15 protein-coding genes and 1 pseudogene are annotated in these 18,766 nt (G+C 28.1%); 2 read left to right on the top strand and 14 right to left on the bottom strand.

Features of this window, described 5'->3' with window-relative positions; all coding sequences use genetic code 11:
* Positions 1-97: 97 nt before the first annotated feature.
* The 9 genes from IR151_RS07115 to IR151_RS07075 all read right to left on the bottom strand — a co-directional run bounded on the left by IR151_RS07115 (position 98) and on the right by IR151_RS07075 (position 12,452).
* On the bottom strand, positions 98-1,993 hold the full coding sequence (locus IR151_RS07115; RefSeq protein WP_227433824.1) for a fructose-specific PTS transporter subunit EIIC: 1,896 nt from the start codon (positions 1,991-1,993) through the stop codon (positions 98-100).
* Between the two features lie 24 nt (positions 1,994-2,017).
* On the bottom strand, positions 2,018-2,908 hold the full coding sequence (locus IR151_RS07110) for a ketose-bisphosphate aldolase (RefSeq protein WP_227433823.1): 891 nt from the start codon (positions 2,906-2,908) through the stop codon (positions 2,018-2,020).
* Between the two features lie 646 nt (positions 2,909-3,554).
* Entirely contained in the window at positions 3,555-4,982 is a 1,428-nt protein-coding gene (locus IR151_RS07105) for a 6-phospho-beta-glucosidase (RefSeq protein WP_227433822.1), read from the bottom strand.
* Positions 4,983-5,061: 79 nt separating this feature from the next.
* A complete protein-coding gene (locus IR151_RS07100) occupies positions 5,062-6,990 on the bottom strand; it encodes a beta-glucoside-specific PTS transporter subunit IIABC (RefSeq protein ID WP_227433821.1) in 1,929 nt (642 codons plus the stop codon).
* Positions 6,991-7,145: 155 nt separating this feature from the next.
* Positions 7,146-7,988: a BglG family transcription antiterminator LicT gene (gene licT / locus IR151_RS07095; protein ID WP_227433820.1), complete on the bottom strand. Its 843-nt coding sequence runs from the start codon at positions 7,986-7,988 to the stop codon at positions 7,146-7,148.
* A 1,203-nt stretch (positions 7,989-9,191) separates the two neighbouring features.
* Positions 9,192-9,383, bottom strand: coding sequence for a hypothetical protein (locus tag IR151_RS07090; RefSeq protein WP_227433819.1), 192 nt, complete (start codon positions 9,381-9,383; stop codon positions 9,192-9,194).
* Between the two features lie 118 nt (positions 9,384-9,501).
* Positions 9,502-10,662, bottom strand: coding sequence for an ABC transporter permease (locus tag IR151_RS07085; RefSeq protein WP_227433818.1), 1,161 nt, complete (start codon positions 10,660-10,662; stop codon positions 9,502-9,504).
* A gap of 12 nt (positions 10,663-10,674) precedes the next feature.
* Positions 10,675-11,349, bottom strand: a complete 675-nt coding sequence (locus IR151_RS07080) for an ABC transporter ATP-binding protein (RefSeq protein ID WP_227433817.1) — start codon at positions 11,347-11,349, stop codon at positions 10,675-10,677.
* A 14-nt stretch (positions 11,350-11,363) separates the two neighbouring features.
* Positions 11,364-12,452 (bottom strand): SH3 domain-containing protein, encoded by a 1,089-nt coding sequence (locus IR151_RS07075; RefSeq protein WP_227433816.1) that lies wholly within the window; start codon positions 12,450-12,452, stop codon positions 11,364-11,366.
* 412 nt (positions 12,453-12,864) lie between these two features.
* Between IR151_RS07075 and IR151_RS07070 the strand changes: the two genes are divergently transcribed.
* Positions 12,865-13,485, top strand: a complete 621-nt coding sequence (locus IR151_RS07070) for a hypothetical protein (RefSeq protein WP_227433815.1) — start codon at positions 12,865-12,867, stop codon at positions 13,483-13,485.
* A 170-nt stretch (positions 13,486-13,655) separates the two neighbouring features.
* A pseudogene (locus IR151_RS07065) lies at positions 13,656-14,797 on the top strand (IS256 family transposase).
* A 224-nt stretch (positions 14,798-15,021) separates the two neighbouring features.
* Here IR151_RS07065 and IR151_RS07060 read toward each other — a convergent pair.
* The 5 genes from IR151_RS07060 to IR151_RS07040 form a co-directional block, all read right to left on the bottom strand.
* The gene (locus IR151_RS07060) at positions 15,022-15,240 is read right to left on the bottom strand and encodes a hypothetical protein (protein ID WP_227433814.1); all 219 of its coding nucleotides are present in this window, start codon (positions 15,238-15,240) and stop codon (positions 15,022-15,024) included.
* Positions 15,241-15,458: 218 nt separating this feature from the next.
* A complete protein-coding gene (locus IR151_RS07055; RefSeq protein WP_227433813.1) occupies positions 15,459-15,671 on the bottom strand; it encodes a helix-turn-helix transcriptional regulator in 213 nt (70 codons plus the stop codon).
* A complete protein-coding gene (locus IR151_RS07050; RefSeq protein ID WP_227433812.1) occupies positions 15,672-16,085 on the bottom strand; it encodes a hypothetical protein in 414 nt (137 codons plus the stop codon). It lies immediately after the preceding gene.
* Positions 16,086-17,026: 941 nt separating this feature from the next.
* Complete coding sequence (locus tag IR151_RS07045; protein ID WP_227433811.1) at positions 17,027-17,662, bottom strand: type 1 glutamine amidotransferase family protein; 636 nt, start codon at positions 17,660-17,662, stop codon at positions 17,027-17,029.
* 76 nt (positions 17,663-17,738) lie between these two features.
* Entirely contained in the window at positions 17,739-18,701 is a 963-nt protein-coding gene (locus IR151_RS07040; RefSeq protein WP_227433810.1) for a helix-turn-helix transcriptional regulator, read from the bottom strand.
* Positions 18,702-18,766: the final 65 nt, after the last annotated feature.

Below are 18,766 nucleotides of genomic sequence, written 5' to 3'. Positions count from 1 at the left end.
TCGATATAATATAGGATATAATTTTAAAATAAAAAATAAGGATATTGAGAGGTTGCTAACTACTTCCAATATCCTTATTTTAACTCTTATTTATAATTTAAGCACCAAGTACTTCAACTTCACCACTTCCACCCTTTATAGTAGGCTTTGTTATTCCTATAATTAAGGTTGTTATTACTGTACCGGCTAATATACAAGCTATATACGCAACTGGTGCACTACATGCAAATGGTATTACAAATATTCCTCCATGTGGTGCCATCAAGGTTATATCTAAACTCATACATATTGCCCCACCTATACAAGAACCAATTATGTTTGCTGGAATCATTCTTAACGGATCTGCAGCTGCAAATGGTATTGCTCCTTCCGTTATAAAAGATGCTCCCATTATAGCAGTTGGTAGTGCTGACTTTCTTTCTTCTTTAGTAAACTTATTTTTAAATATTAACATGGCTAATGCTATTGCTAATGGAGGTACCATTCCACCCACCATTAATGCTGCTGATGGTTCAAATACATTACTAGAAAACATAGCTAATCCAAATGCAGAAGCTGTTTTATTAATAGGTCCTCCCATATCTGATGCCATCATTCCTGCTAATATTGCACCTAATAATACTTTATTAGTTCCAGACATACTTTGTAACCAGGACTGTAAAGCTTCATTTAACCATGATGCTGGTGTATTAACTACGAAGAACATTATAGCTCCACTTGTGAATGCAATCAGCAGTGGACATATCAGTACAGCATTTACCCCTTTTAATACATCTGGTAAGTTTTCTGTTATCTTCATTACTCCTAAAGCTATATATCCAGTTGCAAATCCTGCTACCATACCCCCTAGGAATCCTGAACCTCCAATAACTGCCATAAAACCAGCTATCATAGCAGGAGCAAAACCTTGTCTTCCTGCAATTGATTTAGCTATAAAACCAGCAAGTATTGGTATGAATAACTTAAATGCTGAATCGCCTCCAAGTTGTCCAAAGAATCCAGCTATAGGATTGTATGTTTCATGAGTTGGGTCTGATGCAAATATACCAAACATAAATGCTATAGCTATACCAATCCCACCTATTACTACAAATGGAATCATTTCAGATACACCATTCATTAAGTGCTTATAAATACCTTTTTTCTCTGACCCTTGAAGTATTTCTTTTGAATCTTCTAAAGTTTTTCCACCTGGCTTAATTTCTTTAGCCATTCCATTTTCAGCATTTATAATTAAATTTTTGGCTAATGAAACATTCTTAGCATCTGCTACTTTCTTTTGTAATACTTTCTTTCCTATAAATCTACTTGTTTGAACTTCTCTATCACAAGCTATTATTACGTATTCAGCTCTTTTTATATCTTCTTTAGTTAACTTATTTTCTACACCTATGGCTCCATGTGTTTCTATTTTAACTTCATATCCAAGTTCTTGACCTGCTTCTTCTAACGCTTTTTTTGCCATAAAAGTATGAGCTATACCTGTTGGACATCCTGTTATTCCAACTATAAGACCTTTATTTTGATTATTACTTGAATCTCCTGATTCTACAGCTTTATAATTAAATATATCTAATATTTCATATGGAGTTTCTGCACTTAGTAGGTTCTTAATAAGATTTTCATCCATTAAATATGTAGCTAGTTTAGATATAATCTTAAGATGCTCGTCTAAACCTGACTCTGGAACTGCTATCATAAAAAATGACCTAAGTTTTTGACCATCATTATCCGTGATATCCTTATCTGTTCTTAAATACATCATTACAGGTCGCTTTACTGTACTTGACTTAGCATGAGGGATAGCTATTAAATTTCCCATGTTAGTTGGTGATTCTTTTTCACGTTTATTAATATCAATTATAAACTTTTCTTTATCATTTATATAATTTCCATGATACAAATGATTTGCCATATAATCAATTACATCTTTTTTAGTTTGTAATTGTTTATCTAATACAATACAATCACTACGTAATATTTTGTCTACCATAAATTCGCCCCTCCCTTTAATTTGTTATCCAATCACTGATTCTTCTTTTGGTGAAAAGCATTTTAATTTATCTATGTCATTGAATAAATTCATTTTAAATTCTATAACTTCCCTTGCAGCTTCTATACATTGTGGATATATAGCATCTGGTTCATATAAACTTGGATTTTGTTCTAATACTTCTCTGCACTTCTTATAATACGCTGATTTAACATCACTTGAAATATTTACTTTACAAACTCCTAGTTTAACTGCTTGTGCTATTTCTTCATCTGGATTTGACGATCCGCCATGAAGAACTAAAGGTATATCTACTACTTCTTTTATTTCTTTTAATAAATCTAATTTAAGCTCTGGTTTAAACCCTTTTGGATATATACCATGTGCTGTACCAATTGCAATGGCTAATGTGTCTACACCTGTTTTTTCAACAAAATCCCTAGCTAATTGTGGATTTGTATATATTATTTCATCAGAACCACCTTCTCCTGATGTTCCAGTTGTCCCTATTGTCCCAAGTTCTCCTTCTACAGATACATTTAATCCTTTTGCTATTTCCACTATTTCTCTAGATATCGCTACATTTTCTTCATATGGTAAATGTGAGCCATCAATCATTACTGATGTAAATCCACATCTTATCGCTCTTAATATTTGACTTTTATTTGCTCCATGGTCTAAGTGTATTACCATAGGTACCTTACTCTTATGTGCTTCTTCTATACAACTAGCTACAAAGCTATCTTCTAGGAAACTTAACTCATTTGGGTGTATTGCAAGTATTACTGGTGCATTTTTTTCATTAGCACTCTGTACTACTGCTTTAAGTATTTGCCCACTCCCTATATTAAATGCTGGTACTGCAAATTGATTTTCTTGTGCTACTTTTAACATTTCCTTCATATTTATTAACATATTGTACCTCCTGATATTTTAAATTTTAGTTTTGATTTGTTTGTGATTTATTTTGTTGTTGTTATATTTAAATAATATCAGGATAATAAAAGTTCGAAAATGACAATAGTTTTCCTTTTGAAAAAGGAACTTTTATTATACACTCTGAGTTCCTTTTCACTAAATAATTTTTAGAAGTCTATATCATGGTTAATTGCAAAGAATCTTTTAAAAAGAACTATTCCATTAGATGATAAATTCCATTCTCTATACTCAATAAGCTCAAAAGGAGACTCCAGTAATTGCGATTGTTTTATAAGTATTCATTTAAACTCTACAATAGGTAGTATCTTCATGGATTATAGAAATAATTTTTAAAATGGTAAAGGTGTAATAATATATGGTCATCATTTGACAAATAAAACTATGTTTGGTGAGCTAGTTAATTTTAAAGATACTCGTACCATAGTGCATGCTATATTAGTATCAAAAATATTAAAAAGAAGTTGTCTCAAAATTGATTTTTTCTAATCAAACTTTAAGTTCAACTCCCTTTTTGGATTTTTATATATTATTTTTTTATTATTTCTTTTTTAATTATCTTAAATTTTGATGGTAGGTAAAATAGAAAAAATCATACATATCATTAGTTTTATATTCTTCTTCCCTAATCTAAATCTTCACCATTTGAAGCAATTACTTTCTTATACCATTCAAAACTTTTCTTTTTCGTTCTTCTCAAACTTCCATTACCAATATTATCTCTGTCTACATATATAAATCCATAACGCTTTTCCATTTCACCTGTACCAGCACTTACTAAATCAATAGGCCCCCATGTAGTATAACCTAATAAATCTACACCATCTATAGAAACTGCATCGTACATAGCTTTTATATGCTCTCTTAAATAATCTATTCTGTAATCATCTTCTACATAGCCATTTTCATCAGCTATATCTTTTGCACCTAATCCATTTTCTACAATAAATAATGGCTTTTCATATCTATCATATACATGATTTAATGTAATTCTCAGACCTAGTGGGTCAATTGGCCATCCCCATTGGCTGTATGAAAGATATGGATTTTTAGCAGATGTAAATATATTTCCTTCAGCTACATCATCTGAGTTTTCATCAGTTCTAACACAACGGCTGTTGTAATATGAGAATGAAATAAAATCTACTGTATATTTATTCAATAATTCAATATCACCAATCTCCATTTCTGGTGTAATACCCTTTTGTTCCATATATTTTAATGCATAATTAGGATATTTTCCTCTAGATTGCACGTCTACAAAGAAATAATTTTCTCTATCTAACTTCGTAGCTTCCCATACATCATTAGGATTGCAACTATAAGGATATACACTTCCAGCCGCAAACATACATCCAACTAAGTTATTTGCATCAACTTCATGTGCTATTTTAGTTGCAACTGCACTAGCTACAAGTTCATGGTGAGCAGCCTGATATTTTATCTTTTCAACATCTTCTCCTTCCTCAAAACAAATACCAGCACCCATAAATGGAGCATGTAAAATCATATTTATTTCATTAAAAGTTAACCAATACTTCACTAATCCTTTATATCTTCTAAAGATAACATTACATAGTTTCTCATAAAAACCTATCATTTTACGATTACGCCATGCACCATACTTTTCAATCAAATGCATTGGACAATCAAAATGTGTAATAGTAACTAGTGGCTCTATTTCATATTTTTTACATTCTTTAAATATATTTTCGTAAAACTGAAGCCCCTTTTCATTTGGTGTTTCTTCGTCACCTTTTGGGAATATTCTACTCCATGCAATACTCATTCTATATACTTTAAATCCCATTTCACCAAATAACTTTATATCTTCTTTATAATTATGGTACATATCAATACCAGTTTGAGCTGGATAATAATGCTCATCATCAAAATCAAACATTTTTAATTTTCCTGTAATAACTGCTGTTCTATCTTTTCCTGTTGGACATACATCTACATTTGCTAGACCTCTTTCATCTTCATTATATCCACCTTCACATTGATTAGCTGCAGTAGCTCCTCCCCATAAAAAATCTTTTTTAAAACTCATAGTTAAGCCTCCTAAAATTACAACTAAAGCATTAACTTATGCTAATGCTTCAGTCTTTTATTAATACTTTAATCTCTTCCTAAAATATAACTGTAATCAGATTATCTTCTAATTCAGCATTTTTACTTTTTGTTTCTACCACATCTAAAAATTGTGATGAATTTGTAATAACAACTGGAGTTACAACACTATATCCCGATTTCTTTATTACATCAATATCAAAGTTTAATATAGTTTGACCTTTTGTAATCCTATCACCTTGCTTTATACATGCCTCAAAACCTCTTCCTTCTAACTGAATAGTATTTAATCCAATATGAATAAGCACTTCAACACCTTCATCTGAGAGAATTCCTATAGCATGTAAACTTGGGAATAAAGTTGTAACCACTCCATCTACTGGCGCAACTACCTTTCCATCACTAGGTATTATTGCTACACCTTGACCTAGTACACCAGATGCAAATGCCGCATCCTCTATATCACTTAAATTTAATACTTCACCTTTTATAGGGCTTACTACTATTTCTTTTTCTAATTTAGTAGACTTAACTTCTTTTGTTTCTTTTTTTATTTCCTCTTTTCCCTTATCTTTTGCTTCTTCTTTCTTGTCTTTATATAACACCATAGTTAATACAAAAGCTACAACCATTGATATAGCTATACCAGAAAGAGCTACTATTAAGTTACCCATTCCCCCATCTGGTTCAATCATTGCTGGAAGTTCGAATATTCCCATCCCTCCAGTTATAAACTTTCTAAGATTAAAGAATCCATAGAAAGCTCCTCCAATACCACTAGCAATACAACTTATTATAAATGGTTTCTTTAAAGGTAATAATATTCCATAAATTGCTGGTTCTGTAACTCCAAATATACCAGATATAAAGTTTGGTATTGCCATCTCTTTTAATTTCTTATCTTTAGTCTTAAAGAATATCGCTAATACAACTGCTGAACTTGCAAATGTACAAGCAAAGAATGGCATCATAACATTATCGTATCCTAAAGTCATAACATTGTTTATATATACAGGAATGAATCCCCAGTGCATACCAAAAATAACAAGAATTTGCCAAGTGAACCCTACTATAGCACCTGCTAATAGTGGACTAAAATCTCTTATCGAAATTACAATTTGCGAAATAAGTGTAGAGCCAAATGTTGCTATAGGACCTATAACTATAAGTGCAACAGGTATTGCTACCAATAATGTAAGCATTGGTACAAAGAAAAACTTAACTAAGTCTGGAACAATCTTGTTAAATAATTTTTCACACTTAGATGCAAAATACACTATAAATATAATTGGTACAACTGTTCCAGTGTAATCCATTGATATTATTGGTAATCCAAAGAAATCAATATATACTGGTGATGCAAACATTGTTCCTTTAAATAAAGTATACATTGCATCTGTACCTGCCGATATACTGCTACCTTGTATGGCAGGATAACACATTGCAGCTCCTAGTGCTAATCCTAACATTGGTTTTAGACCAAATTTTTTAGCTGAAGTATATCCTAAAAATAAAGGAAGGAATGTAAATAATGCATCTCCTGCTGCATTTATTACCATATATCCACCAGACACATCACTATATAATCCCATTGCTACAAATAAAGCATTAAATCCTTTTAACATACCACAGGCTGCCATTATTCCTAGTACTGGCTGAAAAATTCCTGATATTATATCTATACACTTATCCAACATACTACCTGACTTTTTCGTTTCCGAATTTGCACTTGAGTCATCTAAGCCAATTATTTCAACTACATCTTTATAGACAGCTTCAACATGATTTCCTATAACTACTTGATATTGCCCTCCACTTTTCATTACAGTAACAATACCTTCCATATTTTTCAACACATCGTCATTTGCTATACTTTCATCTTTTAATGTAAAACGTAGTCTTGTAATACAGTGTACTAATCCACTAATATTTTCTTTTCCACCAACATTTTTTACTATGTCTTGTGCTAATTGTTTGTATTTTCCCATTTTTTCCTCCATATTTCTTTTAAATAAATTTTTTGAAATTTGAAGGTTTGGCCAACTCAATGTTACCATCCAACCATAGGTATAGTTTTGTTAGTATCACTCCTTTCAATAACTCTTACTATATACTGCCTATATACTGCTGAAAAATTATCAACTTACATATTTGAATCTTTAACTACTTTAGCTAAATGTATTGTTAAATATATAAGTTCATCATCTGTTAATATGTAGTTATATTGTTTTTTAATAAAATTGTTAATTTTAACTACACATTCAAACTCTTTATTATATTTAGACCTAATAATAATTAATAAGTCTTTATCTGTCTCACCTTCATGTACACTATTTGAAAGTAATCTCTGTGCAAAAAATTTCAGATGCATTATAAATCTATAATAAAATACTGATTCCTCATGAAATTCTATCCTAAAATGATATCTAACTATACTAAGTACTTCTTGTATTAACTTTGTAATATCAGATGCCAAAGTATGACCTTCACTTAACTGAGCATTTACTATATGAAAAGCTATAAATCCAGCTTCATCTTCAGGTAATTTTACACCTGTTCTGCTTTCAATAATATCTAGCGCTTTCATTCCAATTTCAAACTCTTCTTTATAGAACTTTTTAGTTTCCCAAAGTATTGCATTCTTTACGTTTATTCCTTCTTTCATTCTTTGAATTGCAGAGTATGTATGGTCACTTAATGATATATAAATACTTTCATTTAACTTCTTGTTTAACTTTATTTGTGCATACTCTATAATTTCACTTGATAATTTCATGTGCTCCATAGGAATATTATTAAGTAATTCCTGCAACTTATTTGATATTTCTTTATTTGATATTCTAAATACTTTATTTACTTTAGTTTTATCTATTAAATCGCCTTTTGATTTTTGATATCCAATGCCTCTGCCCATGACAATAATTTCTTCATCATTGCCATCTAATGTAATTACAACATTATTATTTAATATCTTATTAATTATCATGATTATCCTCCTTTTGAGCATAAAAAAAGCTTATCCATAATAATGGGCACAATCCTTCCTAGGATACTGCTATTATTAATGAATAAGCTTAGCTTGTACTTAAACAATTACTACCTAATTCCAATTATTATGATAAAACATTAGATATATTTTGTCAACGTTTTCTTTCAATGTATTTTATATTTATATATATAGACTATAATCTTTTTTGTTACTCTCATCATAATTTTTATCATAGAAGGTCATTTATCTTATTCATAAATTCAATTGCTAACGTTTTCATTTGAATTAGAATCTATATCAATAATAAAAAGATTTATGAGTCTAATTTAATATTTTTTTGAATCAATATAAATATAAAGTAATCTATACTTAGTACTACCAAAAACTCTATTGAAATTAATAAAAATCTGAAAAATTCATAATCTGTGTAAATATTTTAAATACTACTATCCTTACAGATATTAATATAAACGATATTAAAAATACCAATCCTAATAAAATATATTGTTTTTTCTCAGTTTAGTTGAACATACTATTAATTACTCTACCTTATAAGTTTATTGTTTAGGCTCTTCGATTTATATCTCATGCTATATTGTTAATTGTAGAAAATAAATCTATAATAGCTATATTCTAATTCTTAATAGATTTTTATATAGTTGCTTATTTTATATTAAAGCACAAAATACTCATATCCAATTGGTATAAGCATTTTCTGTTATCATCATATTTACTTAGGATACTTTAATTTAGTTATTTTTTATAAACATAATTCCACTATTTACTAATTCCTATATCTCATTAGCGTATAAAGCAGAAATTTCAGAACTTATAACTATATATTAATCTTTTGCCACTTCATAAATAAAAAATTTGCTTCACTTAAACCATGTGTAGACGCACTATTTCATGTAGATAACGACTGTATCTGTTGCTTTAGCAACGAGTTGACGATATATTTATATGTTTTAAGCTTATTAGTTGGGATTATAAAACATCCATCTACTTATTATATAATAAGTAATGTTAAGTTATTTATAAGTATACACATTTTGTATATTAAAGATAAGCATATCACTGAATTTTATTAAATATTAATTATATAAAATAAAAATAAACCCAGTATCTTGTTATTAACCACTAGGTTTATTTTTATGTTTCATATTATTCTAAGGTATTTGATGTAATCATATATATTTTTTATTGATCACGTCCTATTGTTCCATCTTCAAGACCTTTTTCTATTTGTTCCTCGCCTAGTTTTGGTAAATTATTCTGTTGCTCTGTCTCTTTTGGTGTATTATTTATTTCCTTCTTACCTTCACATCCAATTACGCTAAGAGCCACCATTGATACTATTACTATTGCTGTAAATTTCTTATTAAATTTCATTTTTTCTCTCCTTTTATTTTATATATTTTTTATTTTATTACCTTTTTCATAAAACTAATATTTATTAAATTTGCTAAACAGTATATTAATTATCTAACAAATTATTTGATGTGTAATTTTATTCTGATTTAAGTGCTACTATTGGTTGTAACTTAGATGCTTTATTTGCAGGAGATATTCCAAACACTACTCCCATAAATACTGCAAATCCAACTGCAGCAAATACTACATTCCATGCTATATAAGGCTCAGCCCCCATTGTTCCTAGTATTGGAAATGATCCAAGTATACCTATTGAAGAACCTAATATTCCACCTATTAAGCTTATTGTAAGAGATTCTACTAAGAACTGTACTAGTATAAAGTTTCTAGGAGACCCTAACGCTTTTCTTATACCTATTTCTTTAGTCCTCTCATTTACAGATACTAACATCATGTTCATTATACCTATACCTGCTACGAATAAAGATACACTTGCTATTGCTCCTACCATTAGGTTCATAATGGCATCCATTGATTTCATTGAATCTATCATTTCTTTATTACTTGATACATAAGAATCGTTTGGTGCCATACCTTTTTTAGTAAAGTGAGCTTTTATTTCATCCATTGTATTTGTAACACTATCATTTGAAGCAGATTGTACATTTAATTTAGATATATCACTTACTCCTAAAACAATTTGTGCTGTTTTATAAGGCATATATATAGTATCATCTTCTGGGCTATTATAAGCTTCATCAATCTTACTTAATACACCTATAACTTTGTATGGTATAGACTTAATATTTATTGTTTTTCCAAGTACATCTCCTTTAGGGAATAATTCACTGGCAACTTTACTCCCTAATACTATAACTTTAGTTGATTTATCATTGTCAATTGGCATAATAAATCTACCACTCTTGATTTTAGTGTTGTTTAGTTTTGCATAGTTTTCATCCGTTCCAACTATACTTTTTTTACTATCTTTTTTATCATAACTCACAGTTGCTGAATCACTTATTTCTGGAGATATTTCTTTTACATTCGAACTACTTTTCAATACTTTTATATCAAATTCAGTTATTTTTTTATCTCCATATACACTTGTAGTTATTAAATCTAGTGGCTTTGATTCAAAACTTTTATACATACTTTGTTTACTACCTATAGATATTGTAACGAATAGAATTACACTGGCTGTACCAATTGATATACCTAATGTAGTAAGAAATGAGCGTAGTTTATTAGCTTTGATTTCTCCTAATGCCATCTTAACTATTTGGAAAATATTCATATACGCCACCCCCTATTCAAAAATTTCACCATCTTTAATTCTTATCAATCTTTTAGCATTTCTTGCTATATCCATGTCATGAGTTATCATAATTATAGTTTTACCTTCTTGGTTTAGACCTTCTAATATCTCAAGTATTTCTTTACTTGTTTTACTATCTAATGCTCCTGTTGGCTCATCAGCTAGAAGTATTTGTGGATTTGTAGCTAGAGCTCTTGCTATTGCTACTCTTTGTTGTTGCCCTCCAGATAATTGATTCGGCCTATTATTTAATTTATCTTGTAGTCCAACCTTTTTCAGACATTCTATAGCTATTTCTCTTCTTTCTTTAGGCGTTTTACCTTGGTATATAAGAGGAAGTTCTATATTTTCTAAAGCTGATAATTTATTTAATAAGTTAAAACTTTGGAATATAAATCCTATTGTCTTATTTCTTACAGCACTTAACTCATCTTCACTTAGTGATGTTATACTTTTTCCGTCCAGTATGTATTCACCATTATCAGCTAAATCTAAACAACCAATAATATTCATAAAAGTTGATTTACCTGAACCTGATGGACCTATTATAGATACAAATTCGCCTTTTTTAATATCTAATGAAACCTTTTTTAATATAGTTATTTTTTCATCACCTATGCTATATGATTTCACTAAGTCCTTAACTTGTATTACATAATCATTCATATATTATCACCTTTCTATTCTATTGATTTTTCCATTGTTGAATTTAATTCTGCCCCTGAATTTTCAACAGAGCCTTTAAATGACTGTATACTTATACTTTCATTTTCTGAAAGTCCTTTTGTAACTTCTATATATTCTGAATCCGTAATTCCTGTTTCAATGTATTTTTTTTCACTTGTACTTGCAAGAGTAACAAAGTATCCTTTTTCATCTTTTTGAACCGCCATTACAGGAATCTTTATTACATCATTTTTTTCGTTTATTATGATTGTACCTGTTACAGACATACCATCTTTAAGACTTTGTATAGTTAAATTATTTTCTAAAATCCATCCAATAGTTTTGTCACTAGTTTCAACTTTATACCAATTCTCTTTTTTATCTAGTATTGCTACTTCTTCACCTTGTAATAATTTACCAAGACTCTTACTATTAGATGCATTATTCTTTCTAAGAATTGTATCATTGCTAGCTATTTTTACCTTTACATCTTTTTTATCTATTCCTTCTAACTTAACTCCATGTTTTTGTATCCACCCTTGTGTGTTATCTTCTAATCTAACTCTCATCCAGCTTCCTTTTCTTTCTAATATGTGGAATTTATCTCCTTTTTCTATTTTAGCTACTTTTCCATATTCTTTAGATGGTCCTTTTCTTACACTTATTTCTTCGTATTTACTCTCTCCAACTTCAAGTATCAGGTTAGAAACTGCCACAGTTACATTGTATGTCGGACTCTCTCCCTCTTCTGCTTTGTTAGATATTTCAGTTATTGTTCCTTTTATAGTTTCATCTGGAAATGCCTTTGCATTTATCTCAACTATTTGATTTACTTCTAACTGAGATACATCATATTGATTCACTGATACAATTATTTTAATGGCATTTGGATTGTTTCCTTCTGCATCAATTAATGAAACTTTTCCTCCAGCTGATACAACTGATTTTATATTTCCTTTTTCTACTGATAGAGTGTTCATTGTTAAATTCATTTGCTGTTGCTGTTTTGCCTCTGCATTTTTATTAAGCCCTATGTATGCCCCCGATCCTGCTAGAGTTATTGTAATAGCTGCTATAACTATAAGTTTTTTTGGTTTTTTCATGATATTCCTCCTTAAGTATTGTAAAGTACTGTAAATATATAATTACACTTTAATATTTTCCATAATTTATCTTATATTTGTATTTCTCATCACCAATATAACATCTTAATATTTACTTTGATAAATGTTAGGCTTTAGAGCTAATCCTTAACTCTGGTATGAGTGTAACATCTTAATGTTAATCTTATGTTTACATAAACGTAGTTCTTGTATATTTGATTTATCACAAGCTAATCTCTTTGTTTTATTATGGAAATTCTTCCTTTAGTATCATCCATAAATTAATACGCTACAAACTATACATCATATGTTAATTGTATGTTTACTCTTTAGCTATAGCATTGAGTTTCATTTTAATATATTATAAACTTCTTATTATCAAATAAAACGATTATATATAAGGAGAAAAAGTATGAAAATAACAAAAAGTCACATAGTAGCACTTTTATTAGTAGCAACAACATCTTTAACTATAGGATGTGAATCAGCAAATAATAACAATAAGAGTAATAAAATAACTCAAGTACCATCTGATACTCAAAGTGTATCTAATTTTACTTTAGAAAAGATGGATAAATTAAATAAAGAAGTCTTACCTCAAGTAGAAAAACTATTTAAAGAAAATGGTATAGAGATTAAGGATAGAGAATTTGATGAAGGTATAGAAAAAAAACCTGGAGATATTTATAAGACACATATGAATAATTCAAACACTACAATTGGTGATATTTTAATTGCAGAATATATTTCTAAAGCTAATGAAGGATCTTGGAGAGTTACTTTAGCAATAAATACTGATAAAGATACATTTAAAGGTAATAAATTCAAAGTAGAGGATACTTTATTTCATAGTTTATCAAATATTATAGTTAAAAATAATATAGATTACTCTGATTTAAATAATCAAATAAATGAACTTGCATCTAATGAAGATGGAAAGTTAAAATCAGTAAATATCGAAAGTGGAGATTTTAATATTGGTGTATTATTAACTGGTAAATATATTATGTTTGATATTACTTTAATCAACTAAATAAAAATATCTAGGATAACTCTATAAGTAAATTTATATTCTTCTATTATTTCTAGTGGCTTTAATATAAAGTGTGTATTTTTCCAAAAAGTAGTGATGATTAGAACATCAAATATCACTATATAAAGAAAAGTTCACACTTTTTATCTTTAACAAAGTGAAAAAAACTTATTGAAGAATATGATGTTAAAATAACTACAGATGTTCAAGATATGTTGAAAAATTTATTTGCAAGTACAATTCACCAGATGTTAGAAATAGAGTTTGATGAGCATTTAGGTTATGATAGATATAATAATAGAAACACTAAAAACTCTAGAAATTGATATAAAAATAAAAATGTTAAATCAGATTTTGGAGAAATAACTTTAAATATTCCAAGGGCCCGAAATGGAGATTTTGAACCAAAGGTAATTAGAAACTACGAAAATGATATATCAGGAATAGATAACCAAGTGATTGGAATGTACTCAAAAGGCATGTCTACTTGAAATATATCAAGTCATCTTAAAAATATTTACGGAATTGATATATCCCATTCACTAATAGCTAAAATTACTGATAGAGTTATACCTTTAGCTCATGAATAGCAAAATAGACCACTTGGTATAATTTATCCAATTGTATTTATGGATACTATACATTATAAAGTTAGAAGTGAAGGTAGAATAATAAACAAAGCAACATATATAACTATAGGTATTAACTTAGAATGTATAAAGGAGGTCTTAGGGATATGGATTGGAGAAAATAAAGGTTGAAAGTATTAGCTAAATGTATTTACATATGTTAGAAATAGAGGAGTTAAGGTTATATTAATAGCTTCTGTAATTGGATTTTCTGATACAATTAAAGCAGTATTTTCTGATACTGAAATACAAAGATGTGTTGTGCATCAAATTAGAAACACTTTAAATTATATATCATACAAAAATAGAAAAGAATTTGCAAAATATTTAAAGAAAGTATATGCTGCAATTACAGAAGAAGTAGCGTTAAGTGATCTATCGCTCTTAGAGAAAAAATGGGGTAATCAATATACAAAGCATTAAGAGGTCAGCGAAACAATTGGAATGAACTAGCAACATATTTTAAATATCCTCAAGAGATGAGAACATTGATATATACTACAAATTCAATAGAAAGTTACAATAGATTATTAAGAAAGGTTACTAAATCAAAGTATATTTTTCCTTCAGATGATTCTTTACACAAATCATTATACTTAGCAAATATGGATATTTTTGAAAAATGGACTCAGATAATTAGAAATTGGACTCAGATTTTAACTCATTTAAGTATTTATTTTTAAAAAAGAAATTTAACTCTAAGTTAATAAAGAAATATTTCAAAAAAATCAAGAAATTTTCTTAAATAGATAATAATTTTTCGAAAAATAGAAAAAACATGAAAGTAAGGCTATGATTTTTACAACCATAGCCTTATCAATAAATATCTAATTATCACTTAAAAAATAATTTTTCATTTAAAAAATACACATAAATATTTCCAGACTCTATCTGCTTTTTTAACTATTTACCTTGGATAGCCCTTATGATACATTAATCCATTTTCTAGCATTAATTCTTGAGTTAAGTATATATGACCCTTACAATGCATATCTGATACACCCTCACTTATAAGTTTATATGTTTCAGAAGTATATAAATAATCCAAACTTTTACCTGTATTTTTGGAAAATTGTAATATAATTTTTTTATATAGTGATTGCAACAATGTCTTATTAGCTTCCATAAAACTATACCCCCTCCTCGCATCTAAACTTTAAATTTTTATTTATTATTTAACTGTATATTCACTAATTTTTATAATTTATAATACTCTTCTTATCTTAAAACAATTATAATCTAACATTAATCACACATTATATTATATATAAATATTTTTAACAAACTTAATAATTAAATAACTATATTTCATTAATCATTTTATAAATATTTACAATCTATCCACTATTCTTCTTCAATAAATTTAAACAAATTTTCTACTGTAGTATTAAATACTTTAGCAATATCCATCGCTAACTTTAAAGAAGGATTATATTTTCCATTTTCTAAGTGCACAATAGTCTCACGTCTTACCCCAACTGATTTGGCAAGTTCATTTTGTGTCATAAGGAGTTTTTCTCTATATTCTTTAATTTTTGTTTTCATCAATATTGCCACTTAGTTACATATCCCCCTTTTATCAAAATATATATACAAAATTAATTTAGATAAAGATTGTATAAATAAAACAGCAATAAGAATTATACCTATATCTAAATTTGATATATCCAAAGCTCTTGTATGATTGGCTGAAAAGAAAACAGCTATTACAAATATAGAGTATAGCATTATTTTTGATGCAATCTGATCAACCTTTAATAGCATAAATTTTGATGCTTCATCAACTAAATCATTATATTTCTTATTATACATGAAATCACATGCCCAAAAAGCTAATAAAATTATAAAAGTAACCCAAATACCTTCCCCTTTAAAAATAAACTTTTTTAATAATAAGTCTATAAAAAAATAGGATAGCATTAGTAACTCTGAAACAAGATTTGCTTTAACACCAAGTTCTGATCTAGACATATAAAATCACTCCTTAAAAGTTATATATTTATAACACCTTATGTTATAAATATATAACTTTTCCAAATAAATTGCAATAGAATATTGTAAATATTTAGTAATATCTTGATAAATATAACTTATAAAAAATTTCATAATAAACATCAAATAGTTACAAATAATATTATAAAACTACTTCTTCACTCATTTTTATGGAACTGTCTATTTAAAAAACTCTTCTACTATAAAAACATATTCTTTAATAAACATTACAATACAGTGCTAGATTAGTTTACTATATCTATTCTATCAATCATATCATTTGCTAACTATTTTCCTAATGAACATGTAATATTGAAATATATAATTATACAACCTAAATGAACCCCCATATCCCCTCAAAAAACATTTTTCTGTGGTTGAGATACAGTTGGTAGATTTCATCACCAAAATAAAAAATACTAGTCAATATTGACTAGTATTTCCAAGTATTTCATTATTCTTTTTTACAAATTGGTAGAGACGAATCGCAGGAATAATACCCACGATTAATTCATTTCATATACAACTCTAAGTTTTTATTAAAAATATACATCACTTTACTATTCTATGATATAACACAACAAAAGAAACTACAATCTATGAGTGGTGGTTTCATATAGTCCTAGCTCCTATAGTATGTAGGAACTAGGTGTACTCTGTATAGAACTAATTATAAATTTTATTATAGGAGCTATCGTTTCTATTTGTATTGCTATAAGTACTAATTACACATATAATAAACTAAAAAACCACTTATCTATTGGTCGTAGAAAAAGTGGTTTAGAATTTGAATTTAAAATTAAATTCAAGTTCACTAAAAAGTAATCTATACTAAAAACCACTACTCTACCCACTAGATTATAGTTTCTTTTTATTTTATCTATAACTATATTATACTACATTACATTTAAAAACAAATCTTAAACTTCTTTATTACAATTCATTAGTTCGAAAAAATATTTAGAATCATGAGTTTTATAAAGGTTTAACCAAGAACTTAATGCTTCTTCTTTAAAAACATCTAAAACTTTTAAAACTTGTATCGTAAATTCTAATGGTGCAATTCCTGAAGCAGTAATTAAATTTTCATCATTAACTGCAGATTCCATTTTATAATATTTTTCTCCAGAATAACTTGGTATCACCATTTTTAGAAATTCTAAATCATTACTTGTATGATTTCTAAAATCTAGTAAACCCTTTTTAGCTAGCCCTAAAGTAGCACCACAAATAGCTGCAACTATAGACCCTTGTTCAAAAGCTTCTTTAGATTTTTCTAATATTTTCTCATGACCTATAGATGTCCAAGTATTTCCCCCTGGCAAAATTAATAAATCATTACTTTCCATATTAAACTCATCAATTGTAAGCTCAGGTAAAACTTTTAATCCACCCATTGTTATAATAGGATTTTTATTAATTCCTACTGTAAGTACTTTTAATGGTTTTAATCCTTTTTTAAAATATCTTCCTGTATTTAATTCAGCAGTTAAATATCCAACTTCCCAATCTGACATAGTATCAAATACATACATATATACTTTTCTATTTTTCATTTTTTTCTCCTTATATGATTAATTAATATACCTAATTGTAAAATAACTTAACTGACATACTCTGTCAGTCAAGTTATTAAATTTGATAATGATTAATTAATTCGAGTAAATTTTCAACCATTTTATCCCTAAGACTTAATGGTTCAATTATTTGTATCGATTTTCTATAAGGTATAAGTATATTTGGTACATAGGTAAATATTATATCTTCTTGAAGTTTAAATATTACTTTATTTGGAGTCCTTTCTTTCAAATAATATCCTAGAAGCCAATGCTGACATAAGTTGTCCAATGCATTCATCCTTCCTTCTATAACTAATGTTATAAGATTATCTTCATCTTTTGTTTCATCCATAATCCCTTTTATAAAAAATTCACTTGCAGAGAATTCCTTTGGTCTACTAAAAGTATTTGATGTTTCTATGACACTACCAATTCTATCTACCCTAAAACTACGAATTTCATTTCTCATTTGACAAAATGCTACTATATACCAATTATTATTCCAATGAACAATTCCATATGGATTTATAATCCTACATTTTGATTTTTCTTCACGACCTGTACGATAGTTGATTTCTATAGATAATTCATTTACTATACTATTTTTCAACTTTTTAAGTACAGATTCTATAGATATTTTTCCAGTGGGTTTTATTACTTCAAAACCTATTAAATGTTTTGTTAAAATTTCTTCTTGTTTTTGATTTGAATACATTTTTAACTTTGATGTTGCTTTATCTAATGTGTCATCTAAGAAACATCCCTCTTCTTTAGCAAATATAGCTGCATGAAGTAGAGCAGTTTGCTCTTCTGTATCAAAAAAAAGAGGTGCTTTAATGAAGTTATTCAAAAGTGTATATCCACCATTATGACCTGTATCTGAAATTATAGGTACTCCACTAGCAGATAATGCATCAATGTATCTGTAGACAGTCCTTATATTTATTTCTAGTTTTTCAGATATTTGTTTTGCAGTAACTTTTTTATCTGAGTTTAATATCCATAATATAGACATCATGTTGTCAATTTTAGCCATGAGATTCACCTCTTTATATCTGTTGTATAAAGTTATTATATAACATTTTGATTGATTTTCTACAA

This window comes from Clostridioides sp. ES-S-0006-03 (assembly GCF_020662275.1).
GTDB lineage: Bacteria > Bacillota > Clostridia > Peptostreptococcales > Peptostreptococcaceae > Clostridioides.
Note: the sequence above shows the minus strand (reverse complement) of the source record. Positions and strands in the feature narration are given on the sequence as shown.